This window comes from Thermosyntropha lipolytica DSM 11003, from assembly GCF_900129805.1.
Classification (GTDB): domain Bacteria; phylum Bacillota; class Syntrophomonadia; order Syntrophomonadales; family Syntrophomonadaceae; genus Thermosyntropha; species Thermosyntropha lipolytica.
On sequence record NZ_FQWY01000008.1, the window covers coordinates 40,349 to 64,651 of the forward strand.

General features: G+C 44.7%; 24 protein-coding genes. 5 read left to right on the forward strand and 19 right to left on the reverse strand.

What is annotated here, in order from left to right; genetic code table 11:
* Nucleotides 1-3: 3 nt before the first annotated feature.
* The 15 genes from BUB92_RS03505 to BUB92_RS03575 all read right to left on the reverse strand — a co-directional run bounded on the left by BUB92_RS03505 (nucleotide 4) and on the right by BUB92_RS03575 (nucleotide 14,658).
* Nucleotides 4-1,059 carry a M24 family metallopeptidase gene (locus tag BUB92_RS03505; protein WP_278280491.1) on the reverse strand — a complete coding sequence of 352 codons (1,056 nt, stop codon included), beginning with the start codon at nucleotides 1,057-1,059 and terminating at the stop codon, nucleotides 4-6.
* A 31-nt stretch (nucleotides 1,060-1,090) separates the two neighbouring features.
* Entirely contained in the window at nucleotides 1,091-1,537 is a 447-nt protein-coding gene (gene aroQ, locus BUB92_RS03510; protein ID WP_073090077.1) for a type II 3-dehydroquinate dehydratase, read from the reverse strand.
* Between the two features lie 19 nt (nucleotides 1,538-1,556).
* Nucleotides 1,557-2,909 carry a TldD/PmbA family protein gene (locus BUB92_RS03515; RefSeq protein ID WP_242938993.1) on the reverse strand — a complete coding sequence of 451 codons (1,353 nt, stop codon included), beginning with the start codon at nucleotides 2,907-2,909 and terminating at the stop codon, nucleotides 1,557-1,559.
* Nucleotides 2,910-4,334, reverse strand: coding sequence for a TldD/PmbA family protein (locus tag BUB92_RS03520; RefSeq protein ID WP_073090079.1), 1,425 nt, complete (start codon nucleotides 4,332-4,334; stop codon nucleotides 2,910-2,912).
* A gap of 108 nt (nucleotides 4,335-4,442) precedes the next feature.
* The gene (gene pilO, locus BUB92_RS03525; RefSeq protein ID WP_073090082.1) at nucleotides 4,443-5,048 is read right to left on the reverse strand and encodes a type 4a pilus biogenesis protein PilO; all 606 of its coding nucleotides are present in this window, start codon (nucleotides 5,046-5,048) and stop codon (nucleotides 4,443-4,445) included.
* Nucleotides 5,045-5,611 (reverse strand): PilN domain-containing protein, encoded by a 567-nt coding sequence (locus tag BUB92_RS03530; protein WP_073090084.1) that lies wholly within the window; start codon nucleotides 5,609-5,611, stop codon nucleotides 5,045-5,047. Before BUB92_RS03530 ends, pilO begins: the two co-directional genes overlap by 4 nt.
* A complete protein-coding gene (gene pilM, locus BUB92_RS03535) occupies nucleotides 5,612-6,604 on the reverse strand; it encodes a type IV pilus biogenesis protein PilM (RefSeq protein WP_073090087.1) in 993 nt (330 codons plus the stop codon).
* Between the two features lie 20 nt (nucleotides 6,605-6,624).
* Nucleotides 6,625-8,346 carry a PilX N-terminal domain-containing pilus assembly protein gene (locus tag BUB92_RS03540; protein WP_073090107.1) on the reverse strand — a complete coding sequence of 574 codons (1,722 nt, stop codon included), beginning with the start codon at nucleotides 8,344-8,346 and terminating at the stop codon, nucleotides 6,625-6,627.
* A gap of 1 nt (nucleotide 8,347) precedes the next feature.
* Nucleotides 8,348-8,911 carry a PilW family protein gene (locus BUB92_RS03545; protein ID WP_159432300.1) on the reverse strand — a complete coding sequence of 188 codons (564 nt, stop codon included), beginning with the start codon at nucleotides 8,909-8,911 and terminating at the stop codon, nucleotides 8,348-8,350.
* Nucleotides 8,898-9,290, reverse strand: coding sequence for a type II secretion system protein (locus BUB92_RS03550; protein ID WP_423230193.1), 393 nt, complete (start codon nucleotides 9,288-9,290; stop codon nucleotides 8,898-8,900). The genes BUB92_RS03545 and BUB92_RS03550 overlap by 14 nt, the downstream gene beginning before the upstream one ends.
* 15 nt (nucleotides 9,291-9,305) lie before the next feature.
* On the reverse strand, nucleotides 9,306-10,055 hold the full coding sequence (locus BUB92_RS03555) for a prepilin peptidase (protein WP_073090116.1): 750 nt from the start codon (nucleotides 10,053-10,055) through the stop codon (nucleotides 9,306-9,308).
* A 3-nt stretch (nucleotides 10,056-10,058) separates the two neighbouring features.
* Nucleotides 10,059-10,481, reverse strand: a complete 423-nt coding sequence (locus BUB92_RS11935) for a competence type IV pilus major pilin ComGC (protein ID WP_073090119.1) — start codon at nucleotides 10,479-10,481, stop codon at nucleotides 10,059-10,061.
* 131 nt (nucleotides 10,482-10,612) lie between these two features.
* Complete coding sequence (locus tag BUB92_RS03565; protein WP_084728311.1) at nucleotides 10,613-11,830, reverse strand: type II secretion system F family protein; 1,218 nt, start codon at nucleotides 11,828-11,830, stop codon at nucleotides 10,613-10,615.
* 81 nt (nucleotides 11,831-11,911) lie between these two features.
* Nucleotides 11,912-12,964: a type IV pilus twitching motility protein PilT gene (locus BUB92_RS03570; RefSeq protein ID WP_073090121.1), complete on the reverse strand. Its 1,053-nt coding sequence runs from the start codon at nucleotides 12,962-12,964 to the stop codon at nucleotides 11,912-11,914.
* A 5-nt stretch (nucleotides 12,965-12,969) separates the two neighbouring features.
* On the reverse strand, nucleotides 12,970-14,658 hold the full coding sequence (locus BUB92_RS03575; protein WP_073090124.1) for a GspE/PulE family protein: 1,689 nt from the start codon (nucleotides 14,656-14,658) through the stop codon (nucleotides 12,970-12,972).
* Nucleotides 14,659-15,016: 358 nt separating this feature from the next.
* On the opposite strand from BUB92_RS03575, the gene BUB92_RS03580 reads away from it, so the two are divergent.
* From BUB92_RS03580 to BUB92_RS03595, 4 genes are all read left to right on the forward strand, one after another.
* Complete coding sequence (locus BUB92_RS03580; RefSeq protein WP_073090126.1) at nucleotides 15,017-16,804, forward strand: carboxypeptidase-like regulatory domain-containing protein; 1,788 nt, start codon at nucleotides 15,017-15,019, stop codon at nucleotides 16,802-16,804.
* Between the two features lie 22 nt (nucleotides 16,805-16,826).
* Complete coding sequence (locus BUB92_RS03585; protein ID WP_073090128.1) at nucleotides 16,827-17,339, forward strand: PulJ/GspJ family protein; 513 nt, start codon at nucleotides 16,827-16,829, stop codon at nucleotides 17,337-17,339.
* Between the two features lie 3 nt (nucleotides 17,340-17,342).
* Nucleotides 17,343-18,908: a hypothetical protein gene (locus tag BUB92_RS03590; RefSeq protein ID WP_073090131.1), complete on the forward strand. Its 1,566-nt coding sequence runs from the start codon at nucleotides 17,343-17,345 to the stop codon at nucleotides 18,906-18,908.
* Nucleotides 18,909-19,166: 258 nt separating this feature from the next.
* Nucleotides 19,167-21,068, forward strand: a complete 1,902-nt coding sequence (locus tag BUB92_RS03595; protein WP_159432301.1) for an AMP-dependent synthetase/ligase — start codon at nucleotides 19,167-19,169, stop codon at nucleotides 21,066-21,068.
* A gap of 46 nt (nucleotides 21,069-21,114) precedes the next feature.
* On the opposite strand, the gene BUB92_RS03600 is transcribed toward BUB92_RS03595, so the two are convergent.
* Nucleotides 21,115-21,723: a TetR/AcrR family transcriptional regulator gene (locus BUB92_RS03600; RefSeq protein ID WP_073090133.1), complete on the reverse strand. Its 609-nt coding sequence runs from the start codon at nucleotides 21,721-21,723 to the stop codon at nucleotides 21,115-21,117.
* 164 nt (nucleotides 21,724-21,887) lie between these two features.
* On the opposite strand from BUB92_RS03600, the gene BUB92_RS03605 reads away from it, so the two are divergent.
* Entirely contained in the window at nucleotides 21,888-23,219 is a 1,332-nt protein-coding gene (locus BUB92_RS03605) for a hypothetical protein (RefSeq protein WP_073090136.1), read from the forward strand.
* Nucleotides 23,220-23,230: 11 nt separating this feature from the next.
* Here BUB92_RS03605 and BUB92_RS03610 read toward each other — a convergent pair whose 3' ends face one another.
* From BUB92_RS03610 to BUB92_RS03620, 3 genes are read right to left on the reverse strand one after another with little or no spacing between them, the layout of a single operon-like run.
* Nucleotides 23,231-23,419 carry a ferritin family protein gene (locus BUB92_RS03610; protein WP_073090139.1) on the reverse strand — a complete coding sequence of 63 codons (189 nt, stop codon included), beginning with the start codon at nucleotides 23,417-23,419 and terminating at the stop codon, nucleotides 23,231-23,233.
* A 49-nt stretch (nucleotides 23,420-23,468) separates the two neighbouring features.
* The gene (locus BUB92_RS03615; protein ID WP_073090142.1) at nucleotides 23,469-23,990 is read right to left on the reverse strand and encodes a ferritin; all 522 of its coding nucleotides are present in this window, start codon (nucleotides 23,988-23,990) and stop codon (nucleotides 23,469-23,471) included.
* A 30-nt stretch (nucleotides 23,991-24,020) separates the two neighbouring features.
* Nucleotides 24,021-24,281 carry a CPF_0552 family protein gene (locus tag BUB92_RS03620; protein WP_073090145.1) on the reverse strand — a complete coding sequence of 87 codons (261 nt, stop codon included), beginning with the start codon at nucleotides 24,279-24,281 and terminating at the stop codon, nucleotides 24,021-24,023.
* Nucleotides 24,282-24,303: the final 22 nt, after the last annotated feature.

Below are 24,303 nucleotides of genomic sequence, written 5' to 3' on the forward strand. Positions count from 1 at the left end.
CCATTAAAAAATTATTCTTAATTCCTTATCAGTACGGGTAATTATTTCACACCCATCCTTTTTTACTATTACGGTATCCTCTATCCTTATTCCTCCCTTACCAGGTATATAAATCCCCGGTTCAATGGTAACTACCATATTTTCTTTAAGTTCTATATCCCCTGCCGGCGATAAAGCTGGTTTTTCATGTATCTCCAAACCTAAACCATGTCCGGTAGAATGCACAAAATAATCACCTAAGCCTGAGCTTTTTAAATAATCCCTTACCGCCTCATCTACCTTCGAAGCTTTTATACCTGCTCTCACTACAGAAATGCCTATTTTTTGCGCTTTTAACACTTCACGGTAGGCATCTTGAAAATAGGCGGAAGGAGAACCTATAAATACTGTCCTGGTCATATCCGCAGCATATCCTTCATAAAAACCGCCATAATCCAGGATAAGCATCTCTCCAGGCTTTACTGCCTTTTCCCCCGGCCGGGCATGAGGAAGAGAAGCATTTTCTCCTGCTGCCGCAATAACATCAAAAGCTTCTTTGGCACATCCTTTTTCCCGCAGAAGAAAAGCTATCCTGTCTGCTATCTTCTTTTCCGTTATCCCTGGTTTTAAAAAAGAAACTATCTCCTCAAACACCATATCCCCTATGCGGGCAGCTTCTCTTATGCATTCCAGCTCTTCTTCCTCTTTTACCATCCTTAATTCTTCCACCTCATATTCCAGGGGAAAAAGATCAACATCAAGCGTGCTCTCCAGCATCCTGTACTCATGATAAGTTAAGTGCAGACTTTCTATACCCAGCCTATCCCAGCAGCTCCTCCTGACCTTATTTAAGGCTTCCAGATAAGGAAATTTGTCTAACAGGAGCTCAAAATGAGGAGCTTCGCGGGCTGCCTGTTCACGGTACCTGGTATCGGTTATTATATACTGCTCATCCTCCAGAATAAGGAGTTTGGCATCTTCTCCCCCGGTAAAACCGGAAAGATACCGGATATTTTCTGGTTTGCTAACCAGAAAAGCATTAAGCCCTTTTTCCTTCATTTTTTGCCTTAATCTATGCAAACGCCGGTTTATTCTATCACTTCCTTCACCTTTAATGTCCCTGCTGCAAAAAGGCCAGGGCGGCTTCTAAAGCCAGGCGGTAGCTCAAATCGCCAAAGCCGTAAATGCCACCTACGGCTATATCGGCAATAACCGATTTATGTCTGAACTCTTCTCTTTTATAGATATTGGAAAGATGCACTTCAATAGCCGGTATATTTACGGCCTGCAGGGCATCCCTTATCGCAATACTGTAATGAGTAAAGGCACCAGCATTTATTATAATAATATTTACCTTATTTAAGCAATCATGTATTTTATCCACTATCTCTCCTTCATGATTAGACTGGAAAAATTCAATCTCTACTCCCTGGCTTTCCGCTTCCCTCCTAAGCTCTTCATTAATCTCCTCCAGGGTTTTTCTTCCATAGATACCGGGCTCTCTTATCCCCAGCAGGTTGAGATTGGGACCATTTATCACCAGGATCTTAGCCGGCAAAATCCTCTACCTCCTCTCTTTAAACTCCGCCAACACTAAGGCTTTTTATCCTAAGGCTGGGAGCTGCCCGGCTCCCATAAAACCTTATATCATTTCCTATCCCATCTACCTTTTGCAAAAGATCAATAATATTGCCGGCAATAGTAGCTCCTTTTACCGGATAAGAAAGCTTCCCCTTCTCAATCATAATGCCTGCTGCTCCCACGGAAAACTCACCGGTTATCGGATTGGCCGTATGCATACCCATAACCTCGGTAATATAAAAACCCCTCTCTATGCCTTCTAGAAGCTCTCCGGGGGTTTTATCCCCCGGGCTGATCATAAAATTGGTGGTGCCGACCCCGGGAAGGGTGCGAAAAGAGGTGCGCTGGCCATTGCCTGTAGAGGATAATCCTGCTTTTAAACCGGTATAAGTATCATAAAGAAAACTTCGCAATACCCCATTGGCGATAATCGTATTCTTTCTGGCCGCTACCCCTTCCCCATCAAAAGGAAAAGCTCCCATTCCTTCGACATAAAGCCCATCATCAACCAGGGTAAGCTTTGCAAACGCCACTTTATCTCCTATCCGGCCTTTAAGCATCGATTTTCCCTTCTGCACTGCATCCCCGCTTACTGCTGCCGCTATTATTCCTAAAAAGCGGGTAACCACATAAGGCTCCATAACACAGGGCATATTCCCGGTCTTGATAGCACCTGGCTTTAAAGCGCGCAAAGCGCGAACTGCACCTTCCTCCCCTATATCCCGGGGCAAAATATCCTTAAACCTCCTTTTGCTAACTGCCGCAAATCCATGCTGGGCATCACCATCTTCTTCAGCCACCAGAAATATATAACCTCCGCAAAAATTAGCCCGCTCTGCAGCCTTAAGCCCTGCGGTGTTCATTATAACCAGAACCACCGAAGTATCTTCATAGCCTGCTCTTTCCACTATCTTTATCCTCTTATCCTTATGCCGCGCTCCCCTTTCTATCTCCCGGGCCAGCTCTATTTTATTTTCCAGGCTCTCCTTTTCAATATTTTCATCATACAAAGGCAGATTTATGTAAACCTGTTCTCCTGCCGGCAAAACATTATGCTCATCAGTTTCGGCATAACGGGCTATATAAACTGCCCTTTCTACCGTTTTCTTTAAAGCCGCATCCGATAAGTCAGTAGTATAAGCAAATCCCAGACGTCCTTTATCTATTACCCTTACTCCCAGACCTATTTCCTCCGCCTGCTTTAAGGTCTCGACTTCTCCCCCCACAACTTCTATTGATAACTCCCGGTTATACAGGAGAAAAGCTTCGGCCTGCACCTTTAAATCCCCGGCCAGATTTAAAACTTTTTCTCCTCTTTCCTGCAAATAATCCTGCACCCTTTTTTCCACCTACCTTCTCCTTATCCTCTTTATCGCAGGGGTTTCTTCCTCTACTATCCCTCCTACGGTAAGCTCTTTGATCCTTATCGTAGGCTGAGCGTCAGCTACCGGCACTCCCTGCCCTTCTTTGCCACAGACGCCAATAGCAAATCCCAGATCATTTCCTACCCGGTCCACATTTAGCAAAGCTTCCGGTCCGTTGCCGGAAATAGTAGCTCCCCTTACCAGCTCGGCTACCTCTCCGTCCCGGATCAAATACCCTTCCTTAACTTCAAAAACAAAATCTCCATTCGTAGTATTAACCTGTCCTCCTCCCATCTTCTTTACCAGGAGCCCATAGGGAGTAGACCTGATAATTTCCTCTATACGGTCATTTCCAGGAGCTATGAAGGTATTGCTCATGCGGGGAACAGGTTTATGCTGGTAAGATTCCCGGCGTCCATTGCCGGTAGATAAAACCCCATCCCGGGCAGCTGTCAGCCGGTCATACATATAACCTTTAAGCTCTCCTTTCGCAATCAAAATAGTTCTCTGCCCGGGTACTCCTTCATCATCAAACACATAACTGCCGTATTTTTTATCCAGGGTAGCATCATCGATTACCGTAACCAGTTCAGACGCCACCTGTTTTCCTTTTTTATCTTTATAAACCGAAAGTCCCTTGCCGACCAGATCTGCTTCCAGCCCATGTCCACAGGCCTCATGTACCATAGTACCTCCCGCTTCCGCAGCCATAACCACCGGCATCCTTCCTGCCGGTGCCGGTTTAGCCTCAAGAAGCCGCAAAGCCAGATCCCCGGCTTTAACTGCCAGGCCGTTCAATCCATCTTCGCCTAATATTTCCCAGCCGGCTGCTCCTCCTGCGGTTTCATAGCCGGTCTGCATAATCCCATCTTTACAGGCTACTACATTGACTACCGCTCTGGTTCTAACCTCTTCTTTTTCTACCAGCTCTCCTTCTGTATTGGCTATAACTACCTTTTTCTCCACCTCGGCTATGCCTACCGTAACCTGCCTGATTTCTTCCCCCAGGCTCCTTGCGGCTCTGTCTGCCTCTTTAGCCCATCTTATCTTTTCTTCCCATTCCACTTCTTCCGGCCTTCTTACCGGAGAAAAAACAAAAGGCGCTTCTTTAATCCTTAAAGCCAGCTCCTCATCCAGGTCTCTAGCCTTTGCTGCTGCATGATAGGCCGTGTCAATCCCCCTCAAAAGCCCTTCTTCGCTTATATCATTGGTATAAACATAAGCGGTATTCCCATTTTTGACTACCCTTATCCCGGCTCCTTTTTCCAGGCCCTGGTTAACCTTTTCCAGCCTTCCATCTTCATAAAAAAGGCTGCCGGTATTTCTTTCTTCCCCATAGATTTCGGCAAAATCTGCCCCTCTAGCCAGAGCCCGGTGCAAAACCCGGCTTAATATTCTACTATCCAGCATCCCAAAACTCCCCTATCATGACTTTATATATTTTCCTTATAAAAATTAAAAAAATCAGCCTTTTCAGCAAGGCTGTTAAAAAACATTATAAATTATTATAACAAAATATTACAATTTTTCACAGTAAGTGCGCAGTTGCAAATCCAGCTGGAAATAGTTGGGGTTGTAGGGAAGAAAACTGCCTTCAGCTCTCCCGGCACTGCTGTTTTCATCACTACCGGGACTTATACCCTCCTCTACTTTAGCACTGAAGCTCAAATTCTCCACCATATAAAGCCGGGAGGCATTCTCTACCCTCTTGATAAAGGTGAGCAGAGGAAGATACCTGCCTTCAGCCATAACTTTTACATTAATAACTGCCGTCCCTTCTTCTTCACTTCCTGGTTCATATTCCAGAGAATTTATATTTACTCCACATTCCCGGGCAGCATCTTTTATAAAAGAAGCAGCCTCCACCATTTCCGGTTCGTGAGGAATAATCATATTAAGACGGTTGTATTCCTCATTAAGCCTCTCAGCTTCCGCTTCCAGACTTACATGCTGCATCTTTTCTTTTTTAGCACGGGCAATCTGCTCGGCTAAAATCTGGTTATCCCTTCGCAATCCCGCAAGCGTTTCCTCTAAAGGGGTATAAATATATTTATAAAATCCTCCCCCTAAAAGAAGGACGGCTAAAATAATGAGCAAAACTTTTTCCCGCACGGACAGCTTCATTGCCTTCCACTCTCCCATCGCACCGACATACGGAAATTAAGCCTTCCGCTGTCTTTTTGTCTATAGGTTGCCAGCTTTTCAATAACCACAATCTCTTCCTGGTTTAACAGCCAGGACAGGTAATCTATGATCTCATCATAATCCCGCCCTGACCCTTCCATATTCATATATCCGGGCTTTAATTCCATATAAGCAATATAAGGACTAGAAGCGTTTATATCCTGAAAAGTCTCCAGAAAATCCCCGTAATATATTTTCCCTCCCTCAATCTTTTCCAGCACTGCCTTCTTTTTTTCCACCTGCTCCTTCAAGCTGGCATAATCCGGATAATCTTCCCGGGAACTGGTATAAATCCGGAGTTCCTTTTGCAAACGCTCTTTTTTCGCCTGTTCTTCTGCGATCAATCCCCCCATATTTTTATACCATACACCCGTTGCCAATCCGCAGACTATGAGTATACCAGCCGCTAGAGCCATTCCTTTTCTTCTCTTTTCCCGTGATAAGTCCTGGGGCAGCAGATTTATCAGGATTTTCTCTTCATTTTTTCCTCTATTGACCAGCATCTAAATCACCCCCCTTAAAGCCAGCCCCAGGGCAATCATGAAATCATATTTTATCTCCCGCTTTCTCTTTTCATCATCCAGCTCTTTTCCCCGAAAAACCTGATTCAATTCCACCAGAGAAGCTTTTACTCCCGTATTTTTCTCTATTACCTCATCCAGCCCCTTAAGCCGGGAGCCACCGCCGGAAATATAGATTCTCATCAGGGGTTCCTTATTCTGAAGACGGTAATACTCAACCGCGCGTAAAAGTTCTCCCATCATATCACTTACCAGATAATCATATTCTCCCGTTCGCACATCTATGTTTTCCAGGGTTTCTGGAACCGGGCAGGAAGGATTGCCGGCAATCAGAAAAGCCGAACAGCCAAAAGAAAGCGAGCGGTGTATGACTAGCATTTCCCGAGCAAAAACAGAAAACTGCGCCCGGTTAGAACCGATATGCAAAAAAGCTTTGATTTCTTCCGGAGCTTTAGCTGCCCGCTCCAGAGCCAGGGGCTCAATGTCTACCACCTGAAGATTGAGGCCTGCCGTCTCACATACAATCTGCAGCCTTTCCACCTGGCTTTTGCGCACCGCCACAAAAAATACTTCCCTTTTTTTGCCTTCGTCATCTTCCAAAAGGCGCAGAGGATAGACATCTACAGCTGCCTCTTCCAGCGGAATAGGCAAAAAGGTGCTGGCCTGATAAAGGGCAGCCTCCCTCAATTCTTCTTTTTTCATCTCCGGCATGGTGAAAATGCGGGTATAAACCTGAGGTCCGGAAACAGAAGCTGCTGTTTTTCTTCCTTTCAGGCCATGTTTTTCTACTACCTTCTTTATCTCTTCCCCCAGCTGAACTGGTTCCAGAATATTTCCACTATCTACAAAACCGCGGGGGGTAGGAAGGCTTTCCAGGAGTTTTATTTCCGCCTCCCGGCCCCGTTTTTGCAAGAGAGCTATCTTAGTCCTCTCGGTTCCAATATCAAGTCCCAGAGTTATCCTGTCCTTAAACATCTTCTACCTCCCTGCCTTATCTAAGTTCCATTTTCCACTTTATAAGCTGTTATCCTGCCTATGCCGATTAGATTCCATCTTTCCTGAAAACTCTCCACCGGCTTAGCATCGGTACGCAGCTTTAAAGTGCGATCATTGGTGCTGGTCTGATTTTTCCCCCAAATTATATCCTTCTCATGTTTCAGGATAATATTTACATTATTTCCTGCATTAAATGAACCGTGATTATAGCTCCAGAAAAAGTTGAGCGGTTTCTCTTCACACACAATATTTACATCCCGGCCGGCAAGGGCATAGATATTGAAGTCCTCATTGCTAATCGGACTTCCGTAGGTTATACTTATACTGCCGGGAGTAATAAAAAGATAACGCGCTTCCTGTACCTGGGGAAAAATAGTTCCTAAAATCATTTCCAGCTCATTTATCATGTTAAAAAGGTCATTGGAAAAACTTATTTTTACATCAGCGGGCGTTACCAGCATAACTCCCGGCACCCCTTTTGTAAACAGGCTTATCACCGTATAGAAAAAGCTGCGTATGCCATCAATGATATTAGCTCCCGGAGGTACGCCAAAACTTATATGGAGTACCTCTCCTGCCGGCAGTTCCACAAAGGTATAAGGCTTGCGCAGGGCAAAGATATAAAGGGTGTTGCTTCCGTTGTTTATATAAGCCCAATTCCCCTGCGGATTTCCTGCTTCTTTTTTGGCTATTTCCCGCAACTTCTGCAGCTGCTCTTCTGTAAACTCAGGAGGCTTGCGGTAAAGGCCTTTTTCACTCAAACTCTGGAAGTTCGTATTCTCTACAAAATGGCGCGAGCGGAATATGCTGTAATCCCTGGCAGGTTCATGCCTTACACATCCCCATTTTAAAGGATTTGCTATATCCCCAATCTGGGAGAGATCAAGCCCGGGATAGAAAAGATTGTCCCGATATGGCCCGGGATCATCCAGCCAGTTATTGAACCATATTTCTGCAGGATCATCCACTAAAACCTTTCCCTGTGCCCGGTAATAGGGGGCATAATGGATTTTATAAAGCCCGGTTCCACCTATAAGAGGAAGCACCAGTTCATCACGCCCGTCTGTCCACCAGAAGGCTTTCCTGCCGATATTGCTGTTGCCATCACCATAGCCTATGGTATAGGCTGTTTCTTTTACATAAGGCCAGCGGGGAGCTTCATAGGCATTCATCCCTGCCCCATAGCCATCAATATTCCAGGGAACACTATCAGAAACCAGATAATAAGTTCCTACAATCCTTAATTTATCTGCATGAACCGCCTTTACCGGCAGGGTATTAAAGCTTAAAGTAGCCGTCACCTTGCGGGAAGCTTTTCCCATCATCCCTACTACTACCAGGTCAACTTCCCCATAGGACAAAAGCCGGCTCACATCCACCTTTTTTATCAAAATCCTGCTCCCATCCGGCAGCATAATCGGGGAAGCATTTATCAGCTCATCCTGTGCCCGGTTCTTAATCGCATTTACACGCGTTTGATTCAGTTCTCCTGTCCCTTTTAGCTCTCTTATAAAAAAGTCGCGCACGATTTCTACTCCCGAATCAGCCGCATTCTGGGCTTTTTTAACCCGGGTATCGGTTAGAGCCATTTTGTGCTCTACCTCTGCCCCGCTTAAAACAGCAGTTCCCATAATTGCCAGAACCAGTAAAATAAGGAGCAAAAAAACCATTACCTGCCCTTCTTCTCCTGCCAAAAGTCCGGTTTTCCTTCTCTTCTGCATTCTACTCTACCCTCCGGGTAAAACCAGTTTCCAGGACCTGCACGATTTTATCACCTTTAGCATTAAAACCTTTCAGGATTATCCTGTAAAATCCGCCCTCTCCTATCTCTTCAAATTGGGGAACTACCTTAATTTCCGTCAGCGGCATCAGGGATACATATGTACCTTCCGGCAGCTTATCTATCCTTCTTGCCAGCTGTCCTTTTCCGTTTAACATATAGGTTATCCTGGCTGGAGTTAAAACCCCGTTTATTTCCTCCTCTTTTTCAATAACCAGCCTCTGTTCATTTACTATCTTAACCGGCCTGTCTTTTATAAGCCGGCTCTCTTTTATATCCTGCCAGATCTTATCCTGAGCCATCCTGAGTTCATACTGGGCTGCCGACTTTTCCTCACTGTAAGCCCAGGCACGGCTGCTCAGGCTAAACAGGCTTAAAGCCGCCCCGGCTATAAAAACAGCCAGGGCCAAAGCGATTAAAACTTCCAGCAGGGTAAACCCTGCTTCCCTCCGGTTTACTTTCTCCCTAGCCCCATATATATATATATCCTCCTCAATGTTTGGCAATAATGCTGGCAAACTCAAGCTTTTTACCTTTTATAACCCGGCTTTTCACCTCTACCCGCACCTCATAAAGGCTTTCGCCTCCATAGCGGTTCACCTGGAGGCTGGCCGTCAGGCCATCAGGTATTTTTCTTACCTCTTCTGCATCAATATCAGCCAGGGTCACACCCTCTTTTAGCTCTCCGGGATAAGAACGCAGGTATTCCATAACCATAAAGGCATAAGAGCTCATGCGGTTTTCTTCCCCGGCTATGCGCACCATAAGGGAAGCGGTAGCAAAAACCGGCAAAAAACAGGTAACCAGAAGGGTAATAATGATCAGGGCTACTAGAACTTCCACCAGGGTAAATCCTTTTTCCCGACAATCAGATTGAAGTTTCACTTTCCACAAGCTGTATCACATCCCCCGCCACATAAGCCAGTAAAGATTGATTATATCGCTTCCATACATCCAGACCAGGTAAGCCGAAAAGGCCAGAAAAGGTCCGAATTTTATCTCTGTCCTGCGGTTTCCCCGTCCGGTAAGGAGAAGCATAAGGGCAAATATTCCTCCAGCCAGGGAAGATATGATAAAAACTGCCAGTATCCCTTCAAGCCCCACAAAGGAGCCAATAAGCGCAGCCAGTTTGACATCCCCTCCCCCCATACCGCCCCGGGATACCAGAGCAATTACCAGATAAAACAGGCTGAAAACCAGGCCTCCCAAAAAGGCAGACTTAAAGCCAATGGTAAAAAAGGAAAGAACAATGCCGGCCATAAAACCGGTATAGGTTATCTTATCCGGGATAATACCGTGTTCTATATCAATAAAGGATGCCGGCAGGAGAAAAGATACCAGCACCATACCGGAAAGGGAAGTAAACGACACCCCGTACTGTATGTAAATTAACAAAAACAGGACTCCGGTGAGTGCTTCCACCAGGGGATAAAGGGGGGATATTACCCCCTGGCAGTAGCGGCACCTGCCTTTAAGCCACAGGTAGCTCAAAACCGGCACCAGATCATAAGCTCTAAGCCTTCTGCCGCATAGAGGGCAGAAGCTAAAAGGCCCTACTACCGACTCCCCCCGGGGGAGCCGGTAGATGACTACATTGAGAAAAGAGCCGATAATAAGGCCGAAGAGGAAGATAAATACTGCATACAGCATGGTTTATGGTGTTGGGGTAGCGCCGCGTTTGGTAAAGCCATTCTCACTATCCCATTGCCATTCTTTTCCACCATAAGTTGCCGTGATTGTACATTTATTATTATTATTAGTATCTACTGAAACATTATAGTTAGCACCGGGAGGATTTTGTAAATCACTTGCTGTTAACAAGCCATTATTTGCAGCGGTTAATGCATTCAAATTTGCAGGCCACGCATTATTCTCCGCATAATACAGCTGGGCAGCGCTGACTATAGTCCGGTGGTTGGCATCTACCGCCCTAATCTTGGCTGATTCAGTTGACGCTCTAAACCGTGGTATGGCAATCAGGGCCAGAATAGCCAGAATAGCCATTACCACAATAAGTTCGATGAGAGTAAATCCTCGGCTGTCTCTCCTCATCATTTCCCGCATCTTAATAAGCATAAACTCTCTCCTCCTTTATAAAAATTATAAAAATCTGACAAAAACCTTATAAGGCTTCAAACTGCTTTTTCTCTCTCCCACCCCCTTTTGCCTGACATTTATTCCTTTAAGCCTTGCCCATGTCCACCCCCCTATACCCCCTGGCCTACTACATTTATCATTTCAAATACCGGAAGCAGGGTAGAAACGACTACTCCGCCTACCAGCAGGGCCACCAGGATAATAAGGGCCGGCTCGATCATGGCCATCAGGGCATCAACGGTATGCATAACTTCCCTTTCAAAATAGTCGGAAAGCCTTATCAGCATGGCATCCAGGGCTCCGGTTTCTTCCCCTACCGCAATCATCTGCACCACCATGGGTTCAAATATTCCAGCTTGGGCCAGGGGATAACTTATGTAATCCCCTTCGCTTATGCTCTCCCGTGCTTCTTTCAGGGCTCTAGCTATATAGACATTACCCACCACATCTTCGACCACTTCCAGCGCCTGCAGAACCGGTATCCCGGAGCGCAGCAGTATCCCCATGGTGCGGGCAAAGCGGGCGGTGATAATCTTGGCATTGGCCCTGCCTATAACCGGAATTTTAAGATAAAGGGTATCGAAAAACATCCTGCCTCCTTCGGTGCGGCCTATGCCTTTTAACACCACAACCAGCAGGACGATGCCTGCTATTACCAGATACCATGAACTCTGCAAAAACAGGCCGGTATGGTAAAGTATCTCGGTAGGGCGGGGCAAAGCTGCACCGGCTGATTCGAACATGCCCACAAAAGTAGGCATTATAAAAGTTATGATGAAAAATACAGCTATAAGGGCAAAAACGGCAATTATGGAAGGATAGATAGATGCCGTCTTTACTTTAGAATTTATCTCCTCTTCCCTTTCCAAATGTTCACTCAGCCTTTCCAGAACTCCTTCTAGAACCCCTCCTAACTCGCCGGCTCTTACCATGCTCACATAAACTTTGGAAAATATGCGGGGATGTTTGGCTAAGGCCTGGTAAAGCGGTAATCCGCTTTCAATATCATCCCTTACTTCTGTCAGCGCCTTCTTCAGGGTTTTATTTTCCGTCTGTTCAATCAGTATATTGAAAGCTCGTAAGATGGAAAGGCCGGCAGCAAGCATGGTGGAAAGCTGCCTGGTCATTAAGACTAAATCCCGGGTGGGAACCCGGCCCAAAGTTAAGCTTAACTCCACCTTGCGGCTGGATGAACCGACTTCTTCCAGTTTAGTTATGTAGTAGTTCTGGTTTAGAAGGCTGCGGATAACGGCTTCCCGGTTTTCCGCTTCCAGAACCCCGGTTAAAACCTGCCCCTGCATATCCCTTACTTTATAACGGTATTCCAAAATTCTCCCCCCTTTCCTTAATAGTTATAATCTTTGTAGTTAGCAATCAGCAAAAAGTAATAATTTTACAGTTCACTTCTTTCACAAAAGCTGGTTATCCTTACCTGCCATCCGCTTATTAAATTCATCCAGACTTATTATCCCCTTTTCATACAGGTTACGCAGAGATTTCTCCATGGTTATCATACCGTAAGCAGCTCCGGTTTGCAGGACTGAATAAATCTGGTGGACCTTATTTTCCCTTATAAGATTGCGGACTGCCGGGGTGGCTACCAGAATTTCGCAGGCCACTACCCGTCCTTTATAGTCAGAACGGGGAATAAGCTGCTGGCTTATTACCCCCTGCAGGGAATTGGCAAGCTGAATCCGGATCTGGGTTTGCTGCTCCGGTGGGAAAACATCTATTATGCGGGCAATCGTTTGCGTCGCACTCCCGGAATGAAGTGAGGCCAGCACCAGATGTCCGGTTTCCGCAGCCGTAATAGCTGTAGATATAGTTTCTAGATCCCGCATCTCCCCTACCATTATTACATCCGGGTCCTGCCTTAGAGCAGCTCTTAACGCCTGGGGAAAAGACCTGGCATCCATGCCGATTTCCCGCTGGTTAATCATGCATCCTCCATGCCGGTGCAGGTATTCAATGGGATCTTCCAGGGTGAGTATATGCAGGCTTCTTGTTCTGTTCATCAGGTCGATCATGGCTGCCAGGGTAGTCGATTTTCCGCTGCCGGTAACCCCGGTAACCAGCACCAGTCCGGTATCTTTCATGGCAAATTCCTTAACAACAGGCGGCAGTCCCAGATCATCTATGTGGGGAACCTGCATGGGAATTATGCGTATAGCTGCCGCTATCGAACCTCTCTGCACATAAAGATTTACCCTGAACCTGCCTATACCCGGGAAGGCATTGGAAAAATCCACCTGCCCGTTTTGTTTAAAAAGAAACCGCACTTCTTCATTGGGTATTATCTCTTCTGCCATCCTCTGCGTATCTTCCGGTTTCAGGAGTTCTTCTCCCGGCAGGGAGGTAAGTTTCCCATTAATCCGGTATACCGGGGGGCGAAAAACCGTAAGATGGACATCAGAAGCTCCTATTTCCACAGCTCTGGTTATGATTTCCCTGGCTGTAAGCATATACTTTATCCTCCTAGATAGACAACTTTCATAACTTCTTCCAGCGATGTTATCCCTTTTTTGGCTTTTAAAATGCCATCCATCTTGATCGTTATCATGCCTTCTCTTACCGCTTCGGCTTCAATCTGTTCTTCACTTACTTCTCCCCGGCTGATAAGCTTTTTTATCCCTGCATCTACCGGCATAATCTCATGCACAGCCGTCCTTCCCTGATAACCAATCTGCCGGCACATATGACATCCTGTCGGCCGGTAAAACTTCTCCCCTGCTTCTTCCGGTATCCCCAGGTGTTCAGCCATTTCTTTTTCCAGAATATAAGGCTGGCGGCAGTTAGTACACAGTTTTCTTACCAGCCGCTGGGACACTATACCTATAAGGGAAGAAGAAAGGAGAAAACCTTCAATCCCCATATCCAGAAGCCGGGCCACCGTTCCGGCCGCGCTGTTGGTATGCAGGGTGGAAAGCACCAGATGTCCGGTCAGGGCAGCTTTTACTGCCAGTTCAGCTGTCTCATTGTCTCTTATCTCTCCTACCATGATGATATCCGGGTCCTGGCGGAGAACTGACCGCAAGCCGCTGGCAAAGGTAAGGCCTGCCTTGACATTTATCTGCACCTGGTTTATGCCGGCTAAGGTATATTCCACCGGGTCCTCCAGGGTAATAATGTTTTTGTCAATGGAATTTATCTCATTCAACAGGGCATAAAGGGTTGAAGTTTTGCCTGACCCGGTAGGCCCGGTTACAATAAGCATACCGTGAGGCCTTTTAGCCAGGCGCAGGAGTCTTTCCTGATTCTGCGGGGTAAGCCCCAGCTGTTCAATGCGGTTTAGGGCACTTGCCCTATCCAGAATACGTAAGACTACCTTTTCCCCGTAAGCTGTCGGCAGGGTAGAGGCGCGAAAATCGATTTCCCTTCCTTCTATATTCAGGCTGAACCTGCCGTCCTGCGGCACCCTCTTTTCCGCTATATCCATGCCAGCCATAATCTTCAAACGCGAAACTACTGCCGGTTCCGAAGCCTTGGGTATATGCAAAACCTCGTAGAGCTCACCATCTACCCTGAATCTTACCCGCATATCGCCTTCCTGAGGCTCTAAGTGTATATCACTACATCTTCCCTGTACTGCCTGATTCAGTATAGCATTGACCATGCGGATAATAGGTGCTTCATCTTCTATTCTTATTATATTCTGATTTTCCCTTCGCAGCGGACGTCCTGTCTCTTTAAGCTCACTCAGGATTTTTTCCATGCCTGGATCCATCTGGAAAGCCAGATACTGCCTTATAGTTCCTTCCAGCTCTCTTTCACTGGCCAGAACCGGTATTATATCAAAACCGCTGGCCATACGGGCATCATCTACTGCCTGCTGGTTTAAGGGATCAGCCATGGCCAGCATTATGCTGCCTGCCGTCTTTTTAATAGGCAAAATCTTGTATTTTCGTATTATATTAGGAGGCACAAGCTTTACCGCTTCCGGATCTATCTGCATCCTGCTAAGCTGCACATGGGGAATGCCCAGCATAAACTCCAGGGTTTCCAGAAGCTGATTTTCCGTTATAAATCCTTTATCTATTAAAATCTTTCCCAGTCTTTCACCGGTTACCTTCTGTTCTTCCAGGGCTTCTGCCAGCTGTTCCTGGGTTATAAGCCCCATATCCACCAGCATTTCGCCCATCTTTTTCGTTCTCCCCATATAAAGCCACCAGCCTTACCTGTCAATGTGAATTTTTTCTTTAATACCTTCTCCAGTCCTAGAGAAAACGACTATTTTCAAAAAATTGGCAAATTTCTGCCGCTATATTAGCACAATTGTATAAAGTCTGTAAACATTATCGACAAAACTTCTATAAATCAGAACTATTATACCAATAAAATACTCTAATAAATTCGGGGTTAAAAGAAATTTTGGCGCCTGTTATAAGCGAAAAATCCTATTTTTTCCTCCTTTCATTAATGTTAAAATCAATATAGAAAACAGCTTAATTATTCATTTTAACTTTTTATCTAAAATATCCTGCCTCACTCTTTAAGATAGGAGGAAAATATTTTTTATGTTCCAAATATTAAACCGTAATGAAAAAGGTTTTACCCTGCTGGAAGTTTTGCTCGCCATCCTTATCCTGGGCCTTATTGTTGCTTCTCTCGCACCGGTGCTGGTTTTTTCTGCCCAGTCTTCCGAGTACAGCCGGGCCAAAATAGCCGCCCTTAACCTGGCCAATAAAAAAATGGAAGAAATAAGAGCCCTTCCTTTTAATGAAATAGGAACCGAAGGAGGAAATCCGGCCGGTAACATTCCTTTTGCCGAAACTGTAACTGTTGGCAAATATACCTTTAAAGTGGAAACCTTTATCAACTGGATTGAGGAAGGCGGCTGCCTCTCCGGCAACAATGCCGACTGGGATTATAAACAGGTTAGGATAAGGGTTACCGCATTAAGGGGTTTTTTTCAGCAAAATAAACAGCCGTTAAAAGTAGAAATCAGCTCCCTTATAGCCCGTGATGCTGAACAGCCGGCCTTAACCGGTGCCAATCTCCGGGTATGTGTCTTTAGAATCTGGGGAGCCGGGTTTAACCCTGATACCGGCGAATTCGATGTTAACTTCATAAAACCGGTTTCCAGTGTAAAAGTGCTGGCCAGCCAGGGAGGAAGCACCACCCAGGTCTATACCACCTCCAAAGGCTCAGCCCTATTTCTGGGTATGCCTGCCGGCACCTACCAGGTAGATGTCGATCCTTCCCTGGTCGGTATGATAGTTTTTCCCGGTTCTTATCCGCAAAATAATATAACTATAACTGATAACAGCACCCGTCAGCTTTTTGCCTGGGTAGAAATACCCTGCCGCCTACAGCTTTTTTTTAAAGATATATATGAAAATCCGCTATCCCTTAATCTAACCGAAAAAGCCAGATTGACACTCATCCATCCTCATCCTGCTGGTTACCGCCAGAGCTGGGAATTTACATCTTCTTCGGCCAGCGGGGAACTTTTAGGCCATCCCTTTAAAGACCTCTGGCCGGTAGGAGAAGGTTTTACCGGCAAATATAGCTGGGACCGTGCCGAGATAAAAATTCCCGGCTATGTCCTTTCCGGACGCAATGGGGAAAATGGTGCCTATGATCAGGATAGGAATGAACCATGGGGAGGTGAGTTCTCCCGGCCAGGCACTGTCAAAAGACTTACCTTTTATCTTGTAAAGCTCTTTTTCCCGGAAAACCCGGTTTTACCTGCCGGCTGGACCGAGGACAACGAAATAAGAGAAAATCCTGATAACAAAGGCATAGCTTTTATTGAAGTAATAATAGATCCCGAAGCAGATCCACCTTCTAAAATGTACCTTATTCAGCCGGCTGTATTCCGTACCAATAATGGTGACGAGTTAATTTTAAGCAGCGGTTCTCCGCAGTATACCGCAGCTGAATTCCTGTTCAATAACCAGAAACTTACCATATCCAGCAACGCAGAATTAAAGCTTAAAGGTAATATCATAACCTTTTTAAGTGCAATAGAACTTCGTAAAGAAGGTCAGGACGCAAGCGGGAAAATCACCTTTAATGCCATAACCGGCAATATACATTATAACGGCAGCTATGTTTCCATAACTGATCCCTCTGGCAACCTGCTCATAAAAGAAGCTCCTGATGGTTCGGCTGTTCAGGATTACCGGGGATACACAGGGATTCCGGGGCAAAAATATGTTGAAGTGTATTTTTATGAAGATGTTAAAGACAGCAGTGGCAAAATAATATTAGAAAAAGGTGCCTACTATCTGCCGGATGGATTTACCCTGCCTGATGATGCTGGTAAGGAACCTTCAGCCGGTGGCCCTTTGCGCAGATAGTTATGCGGACAGGAGGAAATTTATGTTAAAAAAACTTTTTGATCAAAAAGGAATTACCCTTTTAGAACTTGTCCTGGTCCTCTCCATCATGACCCTGGCTTTTTCCGGCATATTTAATTTTTATCTCCTTGCCGGCAAAACCTGGCAAAAAACCAGCGAAGATGCCTCCTACACCGATGAAATCCGCAGCCTGCTGCTGGTACTGGGAGATGAGATACGGGAGGCAGCCTTCATCGAAGCAACATCTAACCAGTTGGAACTTAAGCGGAGTGAAAAAGGCCTGGAATACACTATCAAATACCGGGTAAGAGATAATAAACTGGAAAAAAGCCGGGTAAAAAAAGGAAATCCCGACAATTTCAAACCCCTGCTGGAAGCAGTCTATCCTCTGCGCGATAATAACAACCAGCCCCTGCCTTTTTTCCAGCGGCAGGGAAAAAAGGTGGTTATCCGTTTTAAAATAGAAAAGAGCCAGGCTCAGGCAAAACCGCTGTATGTGGAAGAAGTCTTTGCGGTGCGCAATAAAGGGGTGTGAAAAATGCTTAAAAAAATCAAAGCTGTTTTGCAAAATCATAGAGGTATAGCCCTGCCGGTTGTGCTCATACTTTTTATCCCCATCTCCATTCTGGCCTATTCTGCCTTATCCCTTACCAGCAGCCAGACTAATTTTAACTACCGCTATCAGGCAGGAATAGATGCCCTGCACTATGCGGAAGCCGGCATCCATCATTATCTATGGGCATTGAATAAAAATAAAGATTTTCCTGATCTTGATCAGGAAGTAGCTTTTGAGCAGGGCAAATACAGAATAAAAGTTCTGGAACAGGGCAACGGGTATGTAAAAATCGCTTCCACCGGCTGGACAGATAGAGAGCCGGAGATAAAAAAGACGATAACCGCAGTTTTAGGGCAGCGTACCTTCACACGCTACTCCTACTTTTCTGTTGATGACCCTTCCAATATACGCTGGACTAGTAATGACATAGTTTACGGTCCATACCATACCAACGGCCATCTGGTAATAGACGGCAACCCCACCTTTTACGGTCGGGTTACTTACAGCGGCCGTATCCATTTCTACAACGGTGTATGGCGGGGAGGTTCTGAGGACCCTGATTTCAACGGGCCTTATCCGGTAAACGGAAGCTCGCCGCGCTTTATGCAAGGTATAAGGTGGGCAGTCCCCCTGGAAGTCCCGCCTTCCAACAGCGAACTGAAAATAAGAGCCCAAAACGGCGGCTATTATTACGAAGGACGCACCAGCATCCGGCTAAATCCCGACGGTACAGTTACCGTACGCTATTTCAAAAAAATAGATAATTACACTTATGAAGATGTCACAGAAACTCTTCCTCTTCCCCCTAACGGTGTAATCTATGTGAATAGCAATCCCAATATTCCCGGTGGCAATGAAAGCCATGGTAAATTTGATAAACGTATGGGCAATGCCTTTGTATCCGGCACCCTCAGGGGGAAGCTTACTATTGCTGCCGCCAATGATATATATATAACCGGCTATGACCCTACTGATTACAATTTCAACTCCGCCCGCAATAAACCTACCGGCGCTGGAAGCGGAGGCAACGGCGGGGTGATTTATGCCGCAACCACCTTTGCTCCTGTTTATGAAAACGGCACCTTAACCGGCTATAAAGCGGAAGGAGATGATATGCTAGGACTTGTTGCCAACAACAACATATGGATCCTCTGCAAAGGCTGGTTTGATAATCCCAATCCCAGGTTAACCGATCTACAGGCTAACGTAACTCCTAAATATATTAATGTTTACGGTGCCGTCTTCGCTCTTGACGGCTCTTTCGGTCTGGAAAAATACTATCCTAATCCTTCTGATGGCAGATATTGGCCTACGGGAAGTTACAATAATAAAGATTATAAATACGAAACCATTTACCAGCGCGGAGCCCTCATCCAGAAAACCCGCGGGATTGTAGGCCAGGATATCAGTAGTTGGTTCAGCAGTAGCTGGCTGGGTTATAGGAGCAAAAACTATGCCTATGATGACCGCATGACCTATGAAGCCCCTCCACATTTTATCGAACCTTCTAACCGGGGATGGGAAATAATATCCTGGGAGGAAAACTGAATCTTATTCCTGGCCAGTTAATAGTATATTTATGTAACTTTCCGCCCTGTCAGCTTACTATCTTCCCTGGCTGACAGGTTTTTTATTCCTCCACCTTTCTTCCTTCTTCATATCCTCCGGTTTTTTAGACAATAAACATGAAATACGATACATAAATTATCTTTTTTAAAATTTTATTATTGAATATTTTATTTCTATCTGCTATATATAAAGTAAACCTACCGGTCGGTATAGTAATTGCTTATGGAGGGCTTACACATGCAAAAAAGCGGCGAAAAAAAATATCTTCTTACCAATACTTCTATTGAAGACCAGTTTGAAGCACGCCTGGCCGAAGAAAAACACCTGGGCTGGATGATAAGAAAAAGAGTAGAAAAATATGGAGCAGTCAAAACTGCAGTCAGACACAAGCTTTACGGCAGCTGGGAAGCCTTTTCCTGGCAGCAGTTTGGGGAAATGATCGCTGACTGTGCCTGTTCCCTTTTGCATCTGGGGGTACAGGAAGGGGAACTGGTAGGGATTTTTTCCCCCAACTGTGTTTACTGGGCAGTAGCCGATTTTGCCTGTTTCTATATAAGAGCAGCATCAGTTCCGGTATACGCTACCAATTCCGCAGCTGAACTCAAATATATAGTCGACCATGCCGAAATCCGGGTTTTGTTTGTCTGTAATGAAGAGCAGTACAATAAGGCACTGAGCATAAAAGATACCTGCCCTTCCCTAGACTATATAATCGTCTTTGATCGCAGGGTAAAAATTCAGGCAGAAGATAATATCATGTATTTTGATGATTTTCTCAAGCTGGGGCGAAAGATGTCATACCAGGAAGAAATGGAAAAACGTTTGCACAAAGCCGGGCCTGATGACCTAGCCACCATAATCTACACCAGCGGTACTACCGGTACCCCCAAAGGGGTTATGCTCACCCACCGTAACTGGTTCGCCACTTTCCTGCAAAATCACATAGACTTCACAGGGGTAGCACCCGGCTATCGCATTCCCATAACCGAAGATGCAGTAAACCTTGCATTCCTCCCCCTCTCCCATATTTTTGAAAGGGCCTGGACCTATAACATATTCTGCGGCGGCGGACAGGTTGATTACTGTCATGATACCAAAGCCCTGGAAGAATTCCTGCGCGAATCGCGTCCCCATTATATGTGTTCTGTCCCCCGCCTGTGGGAAAAAATACATGCCAAGGTACTGCATGATGTCAATAATGCCGCCCCCCTTAAGAAAAAACTTTTCTTCTGGTCTATCGAAACTGGTAAAAAATACCATTACCGGTTAAAAGAAGGTAAAATTCCCTTTACCCTTAAGCTAAAATACCGCCTAGCTGATAAAATAGTTCTGCACAAAATACGGGAGGTTTTCGGAGGCCGATGCCGGGTTTACAATGTAGGCGGGGCTCCTTTTTCCGCAGAAATAGGCGAGTTTTTCTTTGCGGCTGGAGTATATCTTTTCCAGGGCTATGGCCTTACTGAATGTTTTCCGATATGTGTTTCTACCCCGGAACGCAACCGTTTCGGCACCTGCGGACCGGTTGTACCCCTTATCGATATTCGCATATCAGAAGAAGGAGAAATCCAGGTTAAAGGGCCAGCCATGACCCCGGGTTATTATAAAGATCCCGAAAAAACAAAGGAAATATTTACTGCTGATGGCTGGCTGAAAACAGGAGATGTGGGTCACCTCAATGAAGAAGGCTTTGTGGTAATAACTGACCGGATAAAAGACCTTTTCAAGACATCTGGCGGTAAATATATAGCCCCCCAGCATATTGAAACCCTGCTGGTGGCTGATTACTATATAGAACAGGCTGTCGCCATAGGAGATAATCGTAATTTTGTTTCCGCTCTCATCGTTCCGGCTTTCGAAGCTTTAAAAGAATATGCAGCCCAAAATAACATACCTTTTAAAACTAATGAAGACCTGGTTAAACACCCCCGGATAATAGAATTTTATCGCCAACGCATAGACGAGCTTACTGCTGATCTGGGACAGGTAGAAAAGATAAAGCGTTTTACCTTGATGCCCCATGAATTTACTCAGGAAACCGGTGAACTCACACCTACCCTTAAAGTCAAGCGCAAAGTTATAAATGAAAAATATAAAGACATCATCGATGCCATGTATAGAGACATCAATGATAATCTCTAAAAAATCCCCCCATTTTAACTTAACCTCCCTTGCTTAAAAAGGGGGGTTACTTGTTTTTCTCCTTTAAATATTCAAGCATAGCCGGCAGCCCACAGCGGAAAAATGCTTCCCAGCAGGCAAAAAAGTCTTCTTTATCAACCAGCTCTTCACTCAGGATAAGCTGTATCGCCTGTCCATCTATCATGGCAATCATCGACGCAGCCAGAGCTCTTTTTACCTCTATCCCGGGTTGACCATACATCTGGTCTATAGCATTTTCTGCGGTTGCAATCCATCTTCTAAATTTGTTCACTACCAGTTCATAAAGCTCCTCATTTTTGCCCAGCACAGCTTCATGAGTAAGATAGAACTGCAAAAGATTGTGTTCCGGATTATTAAGCCTTTTTTTGATACCCTGCAGCAAAACCTCTAAAAGCTTTTCTCTATCTTCTTCACCGGTAAAAAGAGACCTTTTAACCGGAGCTGCTGTCTCCCGCAGAAAACGATCAGCCAGCTCAAACAGAATATAGTCTTTACCTTTATAGTGATAATAAAGGCCTCCCTTGGTCATTCCTGCTTCCTCGGCTATAGCCTGCATGCTGGCATCCTTTACCCCCATGCGGGCAATCACCCGGCGGGCTGCTTCTAGGATATGCTCTTTGCCACTATTATTCATGACATTACCATCCTGTCGTTTTTTTTTACACTAAAATTATAAATTAATTATAGCTTATCAAATTTTGTTAGCTCAATTTTTAACCGGGACAAACAGCTAAAATAAAATTTTTTATGGTGATAATAAAAAATCAAATATAATTAAAGCAAAGGGGGGGGGGTTTTATGAGCCTTAATTTTTACCGTTTTTATATTTATCCCGCTCAGGATGCCGAAAGTTTTGAGCCTTTTGCACTTAAGCTTAAAGAAGAAGGTTTTTCTTATTACAGCCAATTTATACCCTGGGAAGAAAACAGAAAAGGCAAATATTTTTATTTTAAGAAAATACCTAAAGTGCAAATACTCTGCCTGAGGGTTGATTTGCCCCAGGGTACAGAAAAAGAAATCGCCGATCTTCTTTCGCATATTGCGGATATAGAAAATAAATCTGAGGCAGGCTTTTTTAATCTCTTGGGAAAAATAGAAGTATTCAGCAGCATAGAAAAAGACGAAACAGAAATAACAAAACAGATAAAAAATATAGTTCCTTTTAATGAGCAGAAAACCATAGAACTTAAGCTAAAGCACGGCAAGGGCAGGCGTTTAGACTGGCTCTGGCCGGAAGACAAAGCTTTTTATGTTTTTTCCTTTAAGCCCGGAATTCATGAAGCCCAGTATTTTCTGGAATTTGAACTTCCCTGTATTGAAGCTTCCCTTTTGCGCCTGGACAGGATAAACAGCTACTATCGGGAACAAAAAAGGATTATCCTGAAAGAAAAAGAAGGATTAGACCAGCGTTTATCGCGCATCCTGCACAGCAGCACCGTTTCCGCCTCTACTCATGTCCAGCAGATGGAGGAATTTGAAAACCAGCTGCACACATTAGCCACTTCGTTTGGCATAATTGCTGGAGATTACAGTATTATACTGGAAGGTGTAAGCCGCATTCGGCAAATGACAAATTACAGCCGTTATCTTATGGATAAGCAAAAAGAAATAGAAGTAGATGATGCCCTTTACGAAAAAATCTTCGATTATTATTTCACCAAACTTAAAGAAATGGAAAATTTAGCGGAGGGCCTGCGTATCAGCCGGGAAAATTATCAGGCTGCCATCAATGTAATCCGCAGCCGGCTTGATATCCTTATAAGCCATGAAAATATAAATACCCAAAATCAGATAAAAAATATAATGGAACTTAATACCTCTATTCAGAAGCAAGGCCTTATATTCCAGTTTTCCGCCGGACTGATTGAATTTATCGTACTTGCCTATTACGGCCATTCTCTCTGGAAAGCCTTGGCTTACAACGCTTATAATATAGTACCTGGCTGGCTGCAGTTTATAATAACCTGCATATTTTCAGGCAGCACAGTTTACTTTACCCATCTTATTGCTGAATATATCCAGGGTGAAAAACATCACCGCAGGCGCATAATCCTGGTTTCCATATTCTTATTGCTTTTATTAGCATTTATATTTACAGGCAGTTTCATACTGGACAATAAAGTTCACTGAAAATATAAAACTTAATCCATAATCTTTAAAATCTTAAGCCTTTCGGTTAATTTTTTGATATGTACCTTTTCTTCTTCGGCAATCTGTTCAAATAAAAGCCGGCTTTCCGGATCCTCGGCTTCCATAGCCTGGGTTAAATACCAGTCATAAGAGCGTTTTTCATTTTCAATAGCCATTTCCAAAACTTTTTTAAGATCCATCCTCTTACCTCCATAAAGCCGGGGAAGGTATCCCCGGCCCTATCATTTTCTAAGCCTGATTGTTAGTGCCTGTAATCGGGGTGTAAACCCTTGTAGCCATTTCCCGGTCTAAAAGCAGAATCCCTTTGGGATCATCCTTCACAAACCGGAAAGAGGCCAGGTTTTTCTCGGCATTTTCCTCTTCTTCCACCTGCTCGTTCACAAACCACTGTAAAAACATTACGGTCTTATGATCTTTTTCTTCATTGGCCAGATCAACCAGGTCATAGATAGAACGAGTAACCATCTTTTCATGTTCCAAAGTCTTTAAAAGCACATCTTCGACCGAGGCAAAATCTACCGGCGGAGCCTCAATAGCCTTGAGTTCTATCCTCTCTCCTATCCGGTTAAGGTAATTAAAAATAAGCAGGGCATGGTCTCGTTCCTCCTGGGCCTGGACATGAAACCAGTTGGCAAAACCATCTAAATTCTGACTTAAGAAATAAGCCTCCATGGAAAGGTAAAGATAGGCAGAATAAAATTCTTTTTGAATCTGCTCATTAAGTTTTTCTCGAAGTTTGTCGCTTATCATACAGCCTCCTCCTTCCTGATAGAAAATATTTTAGTCTAAACTTAATTCTATACATTCCGCCTTAACCTCAGGAATAGCATTTAATGCATCTTTCAATTCCCCTATTTCCTCCGGGGTTCCGCAAAGCTGCAGCATAATAAGACCTTCTTCCGTACAGGCTCCGTTTTCTACTTTAGGTATCCCTACGCGGACATTAATTATACATCCATATTTAGTTAAAACTTCCTGAATCTCCTTGGCATGAATACTGCGGTTGCGCACCAGTATCCCCATCACATTTAAACAGGACATGTAACCTCCCCTTTCAATATGT

Coding starts and splice junctions, on each gene's coding strand:
- BUB92_RS03520 (WP_073090079.1), bottom strand. CDS start 4,334: ATGCTGGATAGTAGAATATTAAGCCGGGTTTTGCACCGGGCTCTGGCT.
- pilO (WP_073090082.1), bottom strand. CDS start 5,048: ATGAAGCTGTCCGTGCGGGAAAAAGTTTTGCTCATTATTTTAGCCGTC.
- BUB92_RS03530 (WP_073090084.1), bottom strand. CDS start 5,611: ATGCTGGTCAATAGAGGAAAAAATGAAGAGAAAATCCTGATAAATCTG.
- pilM (WP_073090087.1), bottom strand. CDS start 6,604: ATGTTTAAGGACAGGATAACTCTGGGACTTGATATTGGAACCGAGAGG.
- BUB92_RS03540 (WP_073090107.1), bottom strand. CDS start 8,346: ATGCAGAAGAGAAGGAAAACCGGACTTTTGGCAGGAGAAGAAGGGCAG.
- BUB92_RS03555 (WP_073090116.1), bottom strand. CDS start 10,055: ATGCTGTATGCAGTATTTATCTTCCTCTTCGGCCTTATTATCGGCTCT.
- BUB92_RS11935 (WP_073090119.1), bottom strand. CDS start 10,481: ATGCTTATTAAGATGCGGGAAATGATGAGGAGAGACAGCCGAGGATTT.
- BUB92_RS03570 (WP_073090121.1), bottom strand. CDS start 12,964: ATGCTTACAGCCAGGGAAATCATAACCAGAGCTGTGGAAATAGGAGCT.
- BUB92_RS03575 (WP_073090124.1), bottom strand. CDS start 14,658: ATGGGGAGAACGAAAAAGATGGGCGAAATGCTGGTGGATATGGGGCTT.
- BUB92_RS03580 (WP_073090126.1), top strand. CDS start 15,017: ATGTTCCAAATATTAAACCGTAATGAAAAAGGTTTTACCCTGCTGGAA.
- BUB92_RS03585 (WP_073090128.1), top strand. CDS start 16,827: ATGTTAAAAAAACTTTTTGATCAAAAAGGAATTACCCTTTTAGAACTT.
- BUB92_RS03590 (WP_073090131.1), top strand. CDS start 17,343: ATGCTTAAAAAAATCAAAGCTGTTTTGCAAAATCATAGAGGTATAGCC.
- BUB92_RS03595 (WP_159432301.1), top strand. CDS start 19,167: ATGCAAAAAAGCGGCGAAAAAAAATATCTTCTTACCAATACTTCTATT.
- BUB92_RS03600 (WP_073090133.1), bottom strand. CDS start 21,723: ATGAATAATAGTGGCAAAGAGCATATCCTAGAAGCAGCCCGCCGGGTG.
- BUB92_RS03605 (WP_073090136.1), top strand. CDS start 21,888: ATGAGCCTTAATTTTTACCGTTTTTATATTTATCCCGCTCAGGATGCC.
- BUB92_RS03610 (WP_073090139.1), bottom strand. CDS start 23,419: ATGGATCTTAAAAAAGTTTTGGAAATGGCTATTGAAAATGAAAAACGC.
- BUB92_RS03615 (WP_073090142.1), bottom strand. CDS start 23,990: ATGATAAGCGACAAACTTCGAGAAAAACTTAATGAGCAGATTCAAAAA.
- BUB92_RS03620 (WP_073090145.1), bottom strand. CDS start 24,281: ATGTCCTGTTTAAATGTGATGGGGATACTGGTGCGCAACCGCAGTATT.